Here is a 13,963-nt window from a genome sequence, read left to right as displayed (position 1 = left end):
GAACGGTTGCCACGGGGTGTGGCGCAGCTTGGTAGCGCGCGTCGTTCGGGACGACGAGGCCGCAGGTTCAAATCCTGTCACCCCGACAATGTGTCATCGGTCGCACCCCGACCATCGAGCAAGATCACAACAATCAAGACCTGACGGTGTCGTCGCCCCTCCCGGAAGGATCCTGATGGCCACCCCTCCCCGCCTGGTTGCGTTCGATCTGGATGACACGCTGGCTCCCTCCAAGAGCGCGATCGACCCACGGATGGGCGATCTGCTCGTCGCTCTTGCCGAGCGCGTCGAGGTCGCTATTATCTCGGGCGGACAGCTCGCCCAGTTCACAATGCAGGTCGTTGACCGCCTGCCCGAGACGTCGGCTGACACGCTCTCGCGGCTACACCTGCTCCCCACATGCGGCACGCAGTACTACCGGCTGAACACTGACGGTATCGACACCATCTACGCGCACTCGCTCACCGACGATGAGAAGCAGCGGGCACTCGCTGCCGTCGAAGACGAGGCCAAGCGCCTAGGCCTGTGGGAGTCGGAGACCTGGGGAGACATCCTCGAAGATCGCGGCTCACAGATCACGTTCTCAGCCCTCGGGCAGCAGGCTCCCGTCGACGTCAAGATGGCCTGGGATCCCACGGGAGAGAAGAAGAACCGGCTCCGCGAGGCCGTTGCCGCTCGGGTACCCGACCTCGAGGTGCGCTCCGGCGGATCGACCTCGGTGGACATCACCGCGCGCGGGATCGACAAGGCGTACGGGATGCGCCAGCTCGCCGAACAGACCGGCATCCCCCTCGATGACATGCTCTTCGTCGGCGACCGTCTCGACCCGGACGGCAACGACTACCCGGTCCTCGCGATCGGTGTCACCTGCCAGGCCGTTGAGGGGTGGGAAGACACCGCCGAGTTCCTCGAGGCGTTCATCCCGACGTTGCCTACTCCGTCGGAGAGGTGACCGTCGCGTAATAGCCACGGATGTGGTCGGTCACGGCCGCGCGCGCACCATCGGCCTCACCCTCGCCGATGAGCTCGACGATCCGGTGATGCTCGTGGCGCAGGCGTGCGGCCGCGTCATCCCAGTCGGCGATTCGACGGATGCCGCGCGCCACGTAGCCCTCGATGGCGTCGCGTAGGCCCCCCATCATCGCCACCGTGACGCCGTTTCCAGCGGCTTCGGCCAGCGCCAGGTGTAGCTGCGCATCGAAGGCAACGAACTCCGCCGGGCTCAGCGACGGGTCATCCATCGCCCCCAGCACCCGCTGAACATCGACGAGATCGGGGGACTCTGCGGCAGCCAGATCAGCGACGACGGCCGACTCGAGAGCGATACGGGTCTGCACGACATCCTCGACCGCGAAGCTCTGCGCTGCCAGCTGCAGCCGCAGGAGGGCCGACATGCCGCCCGACGGCGTGCCGATGATGATCGCACCGGCAGTCGGGCCGGAGCCCGTGCCCGTGCGTATCAGGCCCATGACCTCCAGCACCCGTAGCGCCTCGCGAACACTCGACCTGCCGACACCCAGGGTCGTCGCCAACTCGCGTTCGGGGGGCAGGCGGTCGCCGGGACCGAGTTCTCCGCTCATCAGATCGCTCTCGATCCGATCCAGCACGATCCGCCAGGCCTTGGCCGGGGCATCCGTCACAGGCACTCCTTCGTCTGCCTCAGGCTACCCAGTGGTCTGACCACCGCCAAACGCGCACGCGGGATGACCACGCAAAACCCCGGAGCCGACGCTAGCGTGGGGGCATGGATCCCCTGCTCATCGTCATCGGCATCGCTGCCGCTGTGTCACTGTTCTGCTGGGTCGCGTCGATCATCACGAAAGACACGTCGTGGGTCGACCGGCTGTGGTCGGTTGTGCCGGCGGTCTACGTGTGGGTGTTTGCGATTGCCGCGCTCGTGGCAGGCGAAGAGGCGACGCGGCTTGTGGTGATGGCGGTTCTCGTCACGGCCTGGGGTGCGCGCTTGACGTTCAACTTCGCGCGCAAGGGCGGATACACCGGGATGGAGGACTACCGGTGGGCGATCCTGCGGGCCCGGATGACTCCCGCGCAGTTCCAGCTCTTCAACGTGTTCTTCATCGTGCTCTACCAGAACGCCCTCCTCGTACTGATCTCACTCCCGGCCCTCATCGCGTGGCAGAACCCCACGCCGTTCACCGGCTGGGATGCAGCCTTCGCTGTGCTGTTCGCCCTGTTCCTGGTGGGCGAGTTCGTTGCCGACCAGCAGCAGTGGGACTTCCACAAGGCGAAGCAGTCCGCGGGAGGGACCCTGGAGCCCGGATTCCTCACGACCGGACTCTGGCGCTACAGCCGGCATCCGAACTTCTTCTTCGAGCAGGCGCAGTGGTGGGCGTTCTATGCGCTCGGCGCCACTGCCGCGGTCGCCGCTGGCGCGGGAGTCTGGGGCGGTGTGATCAACTGGACGGTCATCGGCGCCGCGCTGCTGACCGTGCTGTTCATCGGCTCCACCGTGTTCACGGAGTCGATCTCGGCATCCAAGTACCCGGCATACGCGCAGTACCAGCGGGCGACCTCGATGCTGGTACCGCTGCCGCCGCGTCAGCGGCCTGCTGAGGCCAACGCCTGAGGCCCTCGCGGGCCGAGGGACTCAGCGACCGTCGATGCGCCCGCCAGACTCACGCAGGTAGCACTCGGCACACATCGACTCGTACGTGACGCGGTCGGTCGAGAGCTCGTCGATTGCGACCTGATCGCCGTCGAAGACGAACCTGCCGCCCACCAGGCGCGCGTTGAAGATCGCCTTACGTCCGCAGCGGCAGATTGTCTTGAGTTCCTCGAGCGAGTGGGCAAGTTCGAGCAAACGCCGGGATCCCGGGAACGCGTGGGTGCGAAAATCAGTGCGGATGCCGTACGCGAGCACCGGAACACCATCGAGCACCACGATCCGCAGCAGATCGTCGACCTGCTCGGGAGTCAGAAACTGCGCCTCGTCGATGAGGAGGCACGCGACATCCGGTCGCCGCTCTTCGGCTTCGGGAACGAGCGCTTCGTTCTCGCGGCGGACTAACCGTTCACGGTGATGCGCGAACAACGCACGGAGGTCGGCGACCGGCGGGATGAGGAAGTCCACGGGACGCGTCACACCGAGCCGGCTCGAGATGTGATCGGCTTCTTTCGTATCGATCGCGGGCTTGGCCAGCAGCACGTGCTGACCGCGCTCCTCATAGTTGTACGCGGCCTGCAGCAGGGCCGTGGACTTTCCGGAGTTCATCGCTCCGTACCGGAAGTACAGCTTTGCCACGATCGGATCTCAGCTCAGCGACAGGGCGAGCGTCACGCCTTCAGCGCGAGAACACTCGCGGTCTCAGCGAGGCTCTGCTGCGCGGCATCCGGGTTGCCGTTCAGGTGCGTGCCGTAGCTCGGGATGAGCTCGCGGAGCGTCCCCTCCCAGTCGCCGATGCGGTCGGGAAAGCTCGTCTTCAGGATGTTGAGCATGATCGACACTGCCGTCGAGGCGCCCGGCGACGCACCGAGGAGGCCGGCGATCGTGCCGTCAGCCGAACTCACGACCTCGGTGCCGAACTGCAGCACCCCACCCTTCTTCGGGTCTTTCTTCATCACCTGTGCGCGCTGACCGGCGTTGAGGAGCATCCAGTCCTCGTCCTTCGCCGTCGGCATGAACGTGCGAAGGCTATCGACCTTGCGCTTCTTGTTCTTCAACAGCTCGCCGATGAGGTACCGGATGAGGCTCGGGTTGTCGATCGCGACCTTGAGCATCGGCCACAGGTTGCCGGGGCGCACCTGGGCGATGATGTCGAAGATCGAGCCACGCTTGAGGAACTTGGGGCTGAACGTCGCGAACGGACCGAACAGCAGCGAGGTCTCGCCGTCGACGACGCGAGTGTCCAGGTGCGGCACCGACATGGGCGGCGCACCGACGGATGCCTGCGAGTAGACCTTCGCACGGTGCTGGGCGACAAGGGCCGGGTTGCTGGTCTTGAGCCATTGCCCACCGATCGGGAAGACGCCGTATCCCTTGATCTCGGGGATGCCGGACTTCTGCAGAAGCTTGATCGCCCACCCGCCGGCACCGACGAACACGAAGCGTGCCCGCGTCTTGCCGGGAGTGCGACCGACCTGGTTGCGCCACGACACCTCCCAGGTGCCGTCCTTCAGCTTCTTCAGTCCCGTCACCTGGCGGTCGGTCACGACCCGACCACCATGCTGCTTCAGGTTGTCGAACAGCTGTCTGGTGAGGGCACCGAAGTCGACATCCGTACCCGCGGGAACACGGGTCGCCGCAAAGGGCTCATCGCTCGCGAGACGCTTCTGCATCAGCAGCGGTGCCCACTGGTTGATCACGCGGGAGTCTTCGCTGTATTCGATCCCGGCGAACAGCGGCTGCGTCTTCAGCGCCTCATAGCGACGCTTGAGGTAGGCGACATCCTTCTCGCCGCGCACGAACGTCATGTGGGGCGTCGAGTTGATGAACGTCGACGGCTCGTCCAGGATGCCGCGCTCGACCAGCGACGCCCAGAACTGGCGGCTCAGCTGGAACTGCTCGTTGATCGAGATCGCCTTGGCTGGGTCCACACTGCCGTCGGCTGCCGCCGGCATGTAGTTCAGCTCGCACAGGGCGGCATGCCCCGTACCGGCGTTGTTCCAGGCGTTTGAGCTTTCCAGGGCGACATCGCCCAGCCGCTCATAGACCTCGATGGTCCAGTCGGGTTGGAGTTCAGAGATGAAGGTGCCCAGGGTGGCGCTCATCACACCGCCACCGATCAGCAGGACGTCGACGGGTTCGGTCACCGGTCAAGTCTACGGGCGGCTGGGACGATGTCTCGACGTCGAGAGATCCGGATCAGACCTGTGCACCCAGACGCGCCGCGACCAGCTCAGCGATCTGCACGGCGTTGAGCGCCGCACCCTTGCGGAGGTTGTCGTTGCTGATGAACAGCGCGAGTCCCTTCCCCTCGGGGGCCGACTGGTCGGCGCGGATGCGTCCCACAAAACTCGGGTCCTTGCCCGCAGCCTGCAGCGGGGTCGGCACCTCGTCGAGACGAACGCCCGGAGCATCGGCGAGGATCTCCCGCGCGCGCTCGGGCGTGATCTCACGCGCGAACTCGGCGTTGATGCTGAGCGAATGACCCGTGAACACAGGGACGCGCACGCAGGTTCCGGCGACGCGAAGGTCAGGAAGCTCGAGGATCTTGCGGCTCTCGTTGCGGAGCTTCTTCTCTTCGTCGGTCTCGTTCAGTCCGTCGTCGACGAGGTTGCCGGCGAAGGGGATGACGTCGAACGCGATGGGCGCAACATACTTCTCAGGCTCGGGGAAGTCGACTGCCGACCCGTCGTGCACGAGGCGGAGCGTGTCACCCTGGGCAAGCACACCCTCGACCTGGCCGAGCAGTTCCTGCGCGCCGGCAAGGCCCGAGCCGCTGACTGCCTGGTACGTCGAGACGATGAGGCGCTCGAGCCCGGCTTCGGCATCCAACACCTTCAGCACCGGCATCGCGGCCATCGTCGTGCAGTTCGGGTTGGCGATGATGCCCTTGACCGCCTGGTCGATCGCGTGCGGGTTGACCTCGCTGACGACCAGGGGAACCTCGGGATCCATCCGCCAGGCACTGGAGTTGTCGATCACGGTGGCGCCAGCAGCCGCGAAGCGCGGCGCGTGGGCGCGGCTACCGGTTGCCCCGGCAGAAAACAGTGCGATGTCGATGCCGGCCGGGTTAGCGGTGGCGACATCCTCGATGATGACGGTGTGCCCGCCGAACTCGACAGCGCTGCCGGCAGAGCGAGCGGTGGCGAACAGCCGCAACTCACCGATCGGGAACGAACGCTCCGCGAGAATCTCGCGCATGACGGTGCCGACCTGGCCGGTGGCGCCGACGACGGCGACGGAGAGTCCTGAATCGGAGATGCGGGTCATGGTCGTTCCTCGGTCCGTTCCGCTGTCACAGAATGATGCGTAAAGCGGACGTGGATCGCCGTCTGTGACAGGGGAGCTGCTGGGGTGCGAGTCGCGGATCGTGCGACTGCGGGGTTTCAGAGAGTTTAGCGGCCGGTGCCGGCGTAGACGGTCGCAGCACTGTCGGCATCCAGCCCGTAGGCGGTGTGCACGACGCGAGCCGCCTCTGCGATGTCAGAACCGCGGAGCACGACCGAGATCCGGATCTCGGAGGTCGAGATCATCTCGATGTTGATGCCTGCGACGCTCAGTGCCTCGAAGAGCGTTGCCGACACACCCGAGTGCGTGCGCATCCCGGCGCCGACCACCGAGAGCTTGCCGACCTGGTCGTCGTGCACGAGACTCTCGAACCCGACCTCGCTCTGGTCGGCGGCCAGCGCCTTCAGGGCAGGTGCGGCATCCTGCTTGGGGAGCGTGAAGGAGATATCGGTGCGGCCGGTGGTTGCGGCCGACACGTTCTGCACGATCATGTCGACGTTCGCGCCCGACTTGGCGACGATCTTGAAGATCTCGGCGGCCTTGCCCGGAACATCCGGCACCCCGATGACCGTGATCTTCGCCTGACCGAGGTCGGTGGCGACCCCTGCGACGATGGGTTCTTCCATAGTGACTCCCTCCGGAGCATCGGGACGGGACTGACCCGGACCCAGAACATAGGTGCCCTCGCTCGAGCTGAACGTCGAGCGGGCATGGATGAGGACGCCGTGACGGCGAGCATATTCGACGGCGCGAATGTAGAGCACCTTCGCGCCATTGGCGGCAAGCTCCAGCATCTCTTCGCTGGAGACGACATCGAGCTTGCGTGCCATCGGCACCACGCGCGGGTCGGCGGTGAAGATCCCGTCCACGTCGCTGTAGATCTCGCACACGTCGGCTTCGAGGGCCGCGGCGAGCGCCACAGCCGTCGTGTCGGAGCCACCGCGGCCGAGGGTCGTGATGTCACGGGTGTCCCGGTTGAAGCCCTGGAAGCCGGCGACAATCACGATTGCGCCCTCATCGAGAGCCTCGCGGAGTCGAATGGGGGTGACATCGACAATGCGGGCGGCGCCGTGCGTGGCATCCGTGATCATCCCCGCCTGGCTGCCGGTGAACGAGCGCGCCTCGAAACCCATCGATGAGATCGCCATTGCCAGCAACGCCATCGAGATCCGCTCACCACTGGAGAGCAACATGTCGAGTTCCCGGGGCGCAGGAATCGGTGCAACCTGACCCGCGAGGTCGAGAAGCTCGTCGGTCGTGTCTCCCATCGCGCTCACCGCGACGACCACGTCGTGACCGGCACGACGTGTATCGACGATCCGTTTGGCGACGCGCTTGATGCTCTCGGCGTCGGCGACCGACGACCCGCCGTACTTCTGGACGATCAGCGCCACATGCAACTCCCGGGATGACAGGCTCGGATGCCGAACCCAGCGTCCCATTCTAAAGAAGGCTCCATGCCTACCAGGTCATGTGTCTCCGCACGGCTCGGGTAGCCTGCCCTCATGGGCGAGGTCATCGAATCCTGGAGCGACTTCAATGTCGCCATGGCCGGAGCCACCGCCGCCCTCGCGGGCTTGGTGATCGTGGCGGCGAGCGTCAACATCGTCGACATCGTGAAGGAGAAGTCCCTCACGGCTCGACTCGGCGCTGCGGTTGCCACTCTGGTGTTGGCCATCGTCGCGACGATGACCGGCCTCATCCCGTCCGTGTCCCCCCTTGGTTACGGGGCGGTCGTTGTCGCGGCCACGGCAATCGCCGCCGCATTCCAGGTCGTCGCGGCACGGAGCGTCATCGCCGACCGGCGTCCCACCAATCGGCTCCGTGGAGTGAAGTCGGCAGTCGGATTCGCGCCGTTGGCCGCCTACACGGTGGGCGGCATCCTCCTCCTCGCCGGCGCACCGGCGGGCCTGGTGTGGCTTGCCGCCGGAGCCCTGCTGGCGATTGTCGTCGCGCTCGTCGTGTCCTGGGTCGTGCTGGTCGAGATCCTGCGCTAAAGGCAGAGGTCAGACCGAGCGGCGGCCCTCGAAGGCACGCCCGAGGGTGACCTCGTCGGCGTATTCGAGGTCGCCACCCACCGGCAGTCCCGAGGCAAGCCTGGTCACCGTGATCTGCAGGGAGGTCAGCAGGCGCGACAGATAGGTCGCGGTGGCCTCACCTTCGAGGTTGGGGTTCGTGGCAAGGATGACTTCCTGAACGGCGCCGTCGGCCAGGCGCTGCATGAGCGGCGTAATGCGCAGGTCATCGGGGCCGACACCCGCGATCGGGCTGATCGCGCCGCCGAGGACGTGGTACAGCCCACGGAACTCGCGCGTACGCTCAATGGCCGCGACATCCTTCGCATCCTCGACCACGCAGATCAGTGTCTGGTTACGGCGCGGGTCGCGGCAGATGCTACAGCGATCCTGCTCGGACACGTTGCCGCAGATCTCACAGAATCGAACCTTCTCGCGCACCTCGGCGAGCAGTTGCGACAGGCGCGACACGTCAAATGACGGAGTCTGCAGGATGTGGAAAGCGATCCGCTGGGCCGACTTCGGACCGATACCGGGAAGCCGACCGAACTCGTCGATCAGGTCTTGGACGATGCCGTCGTACATGTTCAGCCGAACCTCGTCGGTGACGCGTGCGGCTCTTCACGGATGAAGCGCGCATCCAGCAACTGGCGAACGACAGCCTCTCCGTAGCGCTGTGCCCCGTCGGGCGCGCGCGCGATCCGCTGTGCGATCACCGGCGCCTGGTCGAGAGCGACATCCAGATCGACTGCGTCGCTGTCTTCATCGTCGCCGGGGAGTGGTTCGTCGGCTGCCATCACGTCGCCCTCGCGGGGAGCGGGAACGTACGTAGCGACACTGGCCGGCGCATCCTCAGGCTCGTCGTCGACGGCGAGAGACGGGGCAAGGACGGCGGTCGGTGCCTCGGCGGAGGAAGGGATCGGAGCAACCGCCCAGTCCGTCACGGCGGGAGCCGCGGCCGCCGCTGTCGCTCCCCCGCGAGGTTTGGGCGCAGGCGTCGGCCCGGCAGGGCCCGACCCACCGGAGGGTCCCTCATCTGACGGGCCGGCCGAATCCGTGGAACCGGCTGCGGGGTCATGCTTGGCGAGGTACTTCACCCGGATGCCAAGTACCTGCTTGATCGCAGTCCGAAGATCCTCGCTGGGTCCTGCGCCGGCAAGAAGATGCTTGAACTTGGCAACGTCGGAGGCGTTGGCGAACGTGAGGGTGAGCACGTCGCCGGAGAAGTCGGCAACGCTCGCCACCGACACCAGCAACCACGACGACCGGCTGATGCCCTCAAGCACACCGAGTACGTCTGCCCACCGCTCACGCACAACGTCGAGCGTCACCGGCTCGGTCGGTGGCGCGGGAGGAGTCGGCGGAACGTTCGCTTCGGGGGCAGGCGTCGAAGCTGCGGGCGCTGATGCCGGAGCGGGGGCCTCGGCGGCAGCAGGAGCAGCAGCGGGGGCAGGCGCAGCGGCAGCGGGAGCTTGGGCGGGAGCAGCGGTAGCAGGAGCCGGGGCGGGAGCAGCGGCAGGTGCCGGAGCCGGAACCACCGATCCTGCGGTTGCCAGCGCAAGAACCCGCGCACACATCAGCTCGAGCTGCAGCCGAGGCGACGTAGCACCGGTCATCTCGTCGAGCGCGGCGACCACGACATCGGCAGTGCGCGAGAGCCGCTGAGCGCCGAACCGGTCGGCCTGCGCCGACATCCGGTGCAGGTCTTCGGGTGAGGCACCGCGCAGCACGGCTGCAGCACCGTCTCCGGTCGCGGCAACGACGATCAGGTCACGCAGTCGCTCGAGAAGATCGTCGACAAACCGACGCGGGTCTTGCCCGGTCTGCACGACCCGATCCACGGCGGCGAAGACCGCGCCAGCATCGGATGCCGCGAGCGCGTCGACGATCTCATCGAGTAGCTCGGCGTGCGTGTAGCCGAGAAGCGCAACCGCACGCTCGTAGGTGACCGCGCCCTCCGAGCCCGCGATGAGCTGGTCCAGCAGCGACAGCGTGTCTCGCGGCGACCCGCCGCCGGCACGCACGACCAGTGGCAGCACGCCGGGATCGACGACAACACCCTCGCTCTCGCAAAGCGTGCCCACATACTCGAGCATCGCCGCAGGCGGAACGAGCCGGAACGGGTAGTGGTGCGTGCGCGACCGGATCGTGCCGATGACCTTCTCGGGCTCGGTCGTCGCGAAGATGAACTTCACGTGGTCGGGAGGCTCTTCGACGAGCTTGAGCAGGGCATTGAAGCCCTGCGGCGTCACCATGTGCGCTTCGTCGAGGATGAAGATCTTGAACCGGTCGCGCGCGGGCGCGAAGACAGCGCGCTCCCGCAAGTCGCGAGCATCGTCGACACCGTTGTGGCTGGCGGCATCGATCTCGACGACATCCAGCGATCCCCCACCACCGCGTCCGAGCTCGATGCAACTGTCGCACTCCCCACAGGGGGTGTCGGTCGGTCCCTGGGCACAGTTCAGGCACCGCGCAAGAATGCGCGCCGAGGTCGTCTTGCCGCACCCGCGGGGACCAGAAAACAGGTAGGCGTGCCCGACGCGGTCGCCCCGCAGCGCGGTCATCAGCGGCTCGGTGACCTGACTCTGCCCGATCATCTCGCCGAACGCCTCGGGGCGGTACCGGCGGTACAGGGCGGTGGTCATTCACCCAGCCTAGGGCGTGGTCACGACATCGGGTCAGCGGCCTGCGGCAGCTGCTCCGGCACGCTCTCGAACGTCTCCGGCGAGCCGACGATCGGGATCGAGGTCGTGACCACCGGCACGGATGCCGACAGCAGCGACCCGTCGTCGCGGGTGACATCCGCAAACTGGCGAATCGACGGCCGCCCGGGGATCACCGGGCCCTGATCGGCAAGCGGAATCATCAGCTCCTGCTCGGGCTCGACGACGTATCGTGCGCCCCGCACCGAGAACTCCACCGCCTCCCCCGGCCCCGCAGCGATCCACATGCGGTCTCGGGTGATCGTGACCTGGAGCCGTGTGGCCTGCCAGTGCAGAGTGAACGAGAGCTCGGGCCAGTCGGCAGGAAGCCGGGGGTCGAAGCTCAGCTCGCCGAAGTGGTCGCGCATACCGCCGAATCCGCTCACCAGCGCTGTCCAGACGCCGCCCGCCGACGCGACATGAACGCCGTCCGCCGCGTTGTGGTGCAGGTCACCGAGATCGACATAGATCGACTCGAGGAAGTAGCGCAGCGCGAGGTCCTGGTAACCGACCTCCGCGGCGAGGATCGCCTGGACGACCGCCGACAGCGTCGAATCCCCCGTCGTCAGCGGGTCGTAGTACTCGAAGTCGGCGAGCTTTTCCTCCGCCGTGAAGTGGTTGCCCTGCAAGAACAGCGCCAGCACGACATCCGCTTGCTTGAGCACCTGGTACCGGTAGATGACGAGCGGGTGGAAGTGCAGCAGCAGCGGCCGCTGGTCGGGCGAGGTGTTCTCGAGGTCCCAGACTTCCTTCTCGAGGAAGACCGCGTCTTGGGGGTGGATACCGAAGGCATCGCTGAACGGAATGTTCATCGCCTCGGCCGCAGCCTCCCACGACTCGATCTCGTGTTCCGCGAGGCCGAGCCGATCCACCATGAGGCGGTAGTCCTCCGGCGCGTCCAGGGCCATGTCGCGCAGCGTGTGCGCGGCGAATCGCAGATTGAAGCGCGCCATGACATTCGTGAAGAGATTGTCGTTGACGACTGTCGTGTATTCGTCAGGTCCCGTCACACCGTGGATGTGGAAGGAACGCTCGGAGTCGAGCTCCGTCTCGCGCCAGAAGCCGAGGCTCGCCCACATCCGGGCTGTCTCGACGGCGATGTCGACGCCCTCGCGGTAGAGGAACTCGGTGTCGCCCGTCGCCCGCACGTACTTCGCGAGCGCAAAACTCACGTCGGCGTTGATGTGATACTGCGCGGTACCAGCGGCGTAGTAGGCCGAGGCCTCTTCACCGTTGATCGTGCGCCAAGGAAAGAGCACGCCGGCCTCGTTGAGCTGACGCGCGCGCCGACGTGCGGCCGGAAGCATGAGGTAGCGCATCCGCAGTGCATTTCTCGCCCACTGCGGAGTCGTATAAGCCAGGAACGGCAGGACGTAGATCTCGGTGTCCCAGAAGTAGTGACCCGAGTACCCCGATCCTGAAACGCCCTTTGCGGGAACGCCGAGCCCGTCGGCGCGCGCGGCAGCCTGGGCGAGCTGGAAGAGGCACCACCGCGTCGCCTGCTGCAGATCGTCGTGGCCGCCGATCCGAACGTCCGAGCGATCCCAGAAGGCATCCAGCCATTCGCGCTGGCCCGTGAAGAAGGCGTCGACGCCCTCGGCCTCCGCGCGATCGAGGGTTCGCCGGCACCGATCGACCAGTTCTCGCGCGGGGACACCGCGCGAGGTGTGATAGCTCACGAGCTTGGTGACGGTGACCGGCACACCCGCCTTCGCTCGCACCCGGAACACGTTCTTGGCGATGTCGGGTTCGATCAGGCGGCGCGGGTCGTACTCGTTGTCGGTGGTGATGATGTGGTCGGCGACGACCGCGATCGTCATCTCCGATTCGGTGGCCTTGTAGGCGAGGGCCGATCGCGCGCCGTCCTGCCAGTACTCCTGTGGTTGGAGTACGCGCTGGTGGATTCGCTCGGCTCGGCGAGGATCGAAGCCCGCCTTCTTGGGCGCGACGGGAGTGCCGCCGTAGACATCCTCGCCGTCTTGGCGGTTGATGATCTGACAGCTGATCGTGACCGGAGCATCGGCGTTCAGCACCGTGACGGTCTGCCGCAGGATCGCGAGGTGCTTCTCCTCGAAAGACACGAGCCGTTCATCCTCGATGAGGACCTCTTTGCCCGACGGTGTCACCCAGAGGATCCGTCGACGCATGACACCGTCGCGCATGTCGAGGACGCGCTCGTACTCGCGCACATCGGCGATATCCAGCGACAGCGGCTCGTCATCGACGTAGACCCGCATGATCTTGGCATCCGGGGCGTTGATGATCGTCTGGCCTACCTCGGCGAACCCATAAGCCTGCTCCGCGTGCCGGATCGGGAACACTTCGTGGAAGCCGTTGATGAAGGTGCCGTGCTCGTGCGCAAAGCGACCCTCCGGGCTGTTGCCACGCAAGCCCAGGTATCCGTTACCGACGGCGAAGAGTGTCTCAGAGACACCGACCTCGTCGTGCGAATAGCTCGTCTCGATGAGCCGCCATGGGTCGATGGGATAGCGATCACGATCGATCACGCGGACTCCTCCGGTTCGGGTGCGAGAGCAGCGGTAGGGATGCCGGCACCGTCGCCGTCGAGAAACTCAGCCAGGTCGGAGACCACCACGTGCGCACCCGCGTCGCGCAGAATCTCAGCCCCCACGCCGCGGTCGACGCCGACCACGAGCGCGAATCCGCCAGCAGCCGCGGAGCGCACCCCTGACAGGGCGTCTTCGACAGCCGCGCTGGATGCCGGGTCCACCCCGAGCATCGCGGCAGCCTCGACGAACACGTCGGGAGCGGGCTTGGAGGCCAGGCCGTCACGCTCGGCGATGACACCGTCCATGATCACCTCGAAGCGATCGATGATCCCCGCGGCGGTGAGCACTTCGCGGGCGTTCTTGGAGCTTGAGACCACGGCGATCCTGGTGCCGGCGTCCCGCAGCACATCCAGCAGCGCAAGCGAGCCCGGGTACGGCGCGATGCCCTCGCTTCGCAGCACGCTCTCAAAGACGGCGTTCTTGCGGTTGCCGATGCCGCAGACGGTGTCGAGCTCGGGCGCATCGCTCGGGTCACCCCAGGGCACCTCGACATCGCGGCTCCACAACAAGCTCGCAACACCGTCGTAGCGCTTCTTGCCGTCGAGGTGCTCGAAGTAGTCACGCTCGGTGTACTCGGGCGTGATGTTCCACGCCGCGAAGAGCTCCTGGAACATCGACTGCCACGCGTGCATGTGCACCTCGGCGGTCGGTGTCAGTACCCCGTCCAGATCGAAGAGCACCGCATCGTAGGCGGTGAGATCGGGAAGAGCGTCGGCCACAGGAATCCTCCCGGCGGGTGGCGATGTCGAAAGCATGGGCACGAGC

12 protein-coding genes and 1 tRNA gene are annotated in these 13,963 nt (G+C 66.3%); 4 read left to right on the top strand and 9 right to left on the bottom strand.

Annotated features, from left to right (window positions below; genetic code table 11):
- Positions 1 to 12: 12 nt before the first annotated feature.
- Together AB0O89_RS07355 and AB0O89_RS07350 are read left to right on the top strand one after the other, a co-directional pair.
- Positions 13 to 86 (top strand) — tRNA-Pro (locus tag AB0O89_RS07355).
- A gap of 89 nt (positions 87 to 175) precedes the next feature.
- The gene (locus tag AB0O89_RS07350; protein ID WP_363495689.1) at positions 176 to 952 is read left to right on the top strand and encodes an HAD-IIB family hydrolase; all 777 of its coding nucleotides are present in this window, start codon (positions 176 to 178) and stop codon (positions 950 to 952) included.
- Here AB0O89_RS07350 and AB0O89_RS07345 read toward each other — a convergent pair.
- Positions 933 to 1,640: an FCD domain-containing protein gene (locus AB0O89_RS07345; RefSeq protein ID WP_300591103.1), complete on the bottom strand. Its 708-nt coding sequence runs from the start codon at positions 1,638 to 1,640 to the stop codon at positions 933 to 935. The genes AB0O89_RS07350 and AB0O89_RS07345 overlap by 20 nt on opposite strands.
- A gap of 104 nt (positions 1,641 to 1,744) precedes the next feature.
- Here AB0O89_RS07345 and AB0O89_RS07340 point away from each other — a divergent pair, with 104 nt between their 5' ends.
- Positions 1,745 to 2,587 carry a DUF1295 domain-containing protein gene (locus AB0O89_RS07340; RefSeq protein WP_300591104.1) on the top strand — a complete coding sequence of 281 codons (843 nt, stop codon included), beginning with the start codon at positions 1,745 to 1,747 and terminating at the stop codon, positions 2,585 to 2,587.
- Positions 2,588 to 2,608: 21 nt separating this feature from the next.
- Here the strand turns inward: AB0O89_RS07340 and AB0O89_RS07335 are convergent, their stop codons facing one another.
- The 4 genes from AB0O89_RS07335 to AB0O89_RS07320 all read right to left on the bottom strand — a co-directional run bounded on the left by AB0O89_RS07335 (position 2,609) and on the right by AB0O89_RS07320 (position 7,305).
- Positions 2,609 to 3,262 carry a thymidine kinase gene (locus tag AB0O89_RS07335; protein WP_363495686.1) on the bottom strand — a complete coding sequence of 218 codons (654 nt, stop codon included), beginning with the start codon at positions 3,260 to 3,262 and terminating at the stop codon, positions 2,609 to 2,611.
- 32 nt (positions 3,263 to 3,294) lie between these two features.
- Positions 3,295 to 4,770 carry a malate:quinone oxidoreductase gene (locus tag AB0O89_RS07330; protein ID WP_363495683.1) on the bottom strand — a complete coding sequence of 492 codons (1,476 nt, stop codon included), beginning with the start codon at positions 4,768 to 4,770 and terminating at the stop codon, positions 3,295 to 3,297.
- Positions 4,771 to 4,822: 52 nt separating this feature from the next.
- Positions 4,823 to 5,893, bottom strand: coding sequence for an aspartate-semialdehyde dehydrogenase (locus AB0O89_RS07325; protein WP_300592158.1), 1,071 nt, complete (start codon positions 5,891 to 5,893; stop codon positions 4,823 to 4,825).
- A 125-nt stretch (positions 5,894 to 6,018) separates the two neighbouring features.
- Positions 6,019 to 7,305: an aspartate kinase gene (locus AB0O89_RS07320; protein ID WP_292710192.1), complete on the bottom strand. Its 1,287-nt coding sequence runs from the start codon at positions 7,303 to 7,305 to the stop codon at positions 6,019 to 6,021.
- 111 nt (positions 7,306 to 7,416) lie between these two features.
- On the opposite strand from AB0O89_RS07320, the gene AB0O89_RS07315 reads away from it, so the two are divergent.
- Positions 7,417 to 7,908, top strand: coding sequence for a hypothetical protein (locus AB0O89_RS07315; RefSeq protein ID WP_363495680.1), 492 nt, complete (start codon positions 7,417 to 7,419; stop codon positions 7,906 to 7,908).
- Positions 7,909 to 7,917: 9 nt separating this feature from the next.
- On the opposite strand, the gene recR is transcribed toward AB0O89_RS07315, so the two are convergent.
- From recR to AB0O89_RS07295, 4 genes are read right to left on the bottom strand one after another with little or no spacing between them, the layout of a single operon-like run.
- A complete protein-coding gene (gene recR, locus AB0O89_RS07310; protein ID WP_363495677.1) occupies positions 7,918 to 8,511 on the bottom strand; it encodes a recombination mediator RecR in 594 nt (197 codons plus the stop codon).
- A 2-nt stretch (positions 8,512 to 8,513) separates the two neighbouring features.
- Positions 8,514 to 10,571 (bottom strand): DNA polymerase III subunit gamma and tau, encoded by a 2,058-nt coding sequence (locus AB0O89_RS07305; protein WP_363495674.1) that lies wholly within the window; start codon positions 10,569 to 10,571, stop codon positions 8,514 to 8,516.
- Positions 10,572 to 10,591: 20 nt separating this feature from the next.
- Positions 10,592 to 13,135: a glycosyl hydrolase family 65 protein gene (locus AB0O89_RS07300; RefSeq protein WP_363495671.1), complete on the bottom strand. Its 2,544-nt coding sequence runs from the start codon at positions 13,133 to 13,135 to the stop codon at positions 10,592 to 10,594.
- Positions 13,132 to 13,953, bottom strand: coding sequence for an HAD-IA family hydrolase (locus AB0O89_RS07295; protein ID WP_363495808.1), 822 nt, complete (start codon positions 13,951 to 13,953; stop codon positions 13,132 to 13,134). The genes AB0O89_RS07300 and AB0O89_RS07295 overlap by 4 nt, the downstream gene beginning before the upstream one ends.
- Positions 13,954 to 13,963 lie beyond the last annotated feature (10 nt).

Origin of the sequence: Microbacterium sp. NPDC076895 (assembly GCF_040687115.1) — a bacterium.
Lineage (GTDB): Bacteria > Actinomycetota > Actinomycetes > Actinomycetales > Microbacteriaceae > Microbacterium.
Note: the sequence above shows the minus strand (reverse complement) of the source record. Positions and strands in the feature narration are given on the sequence as shown.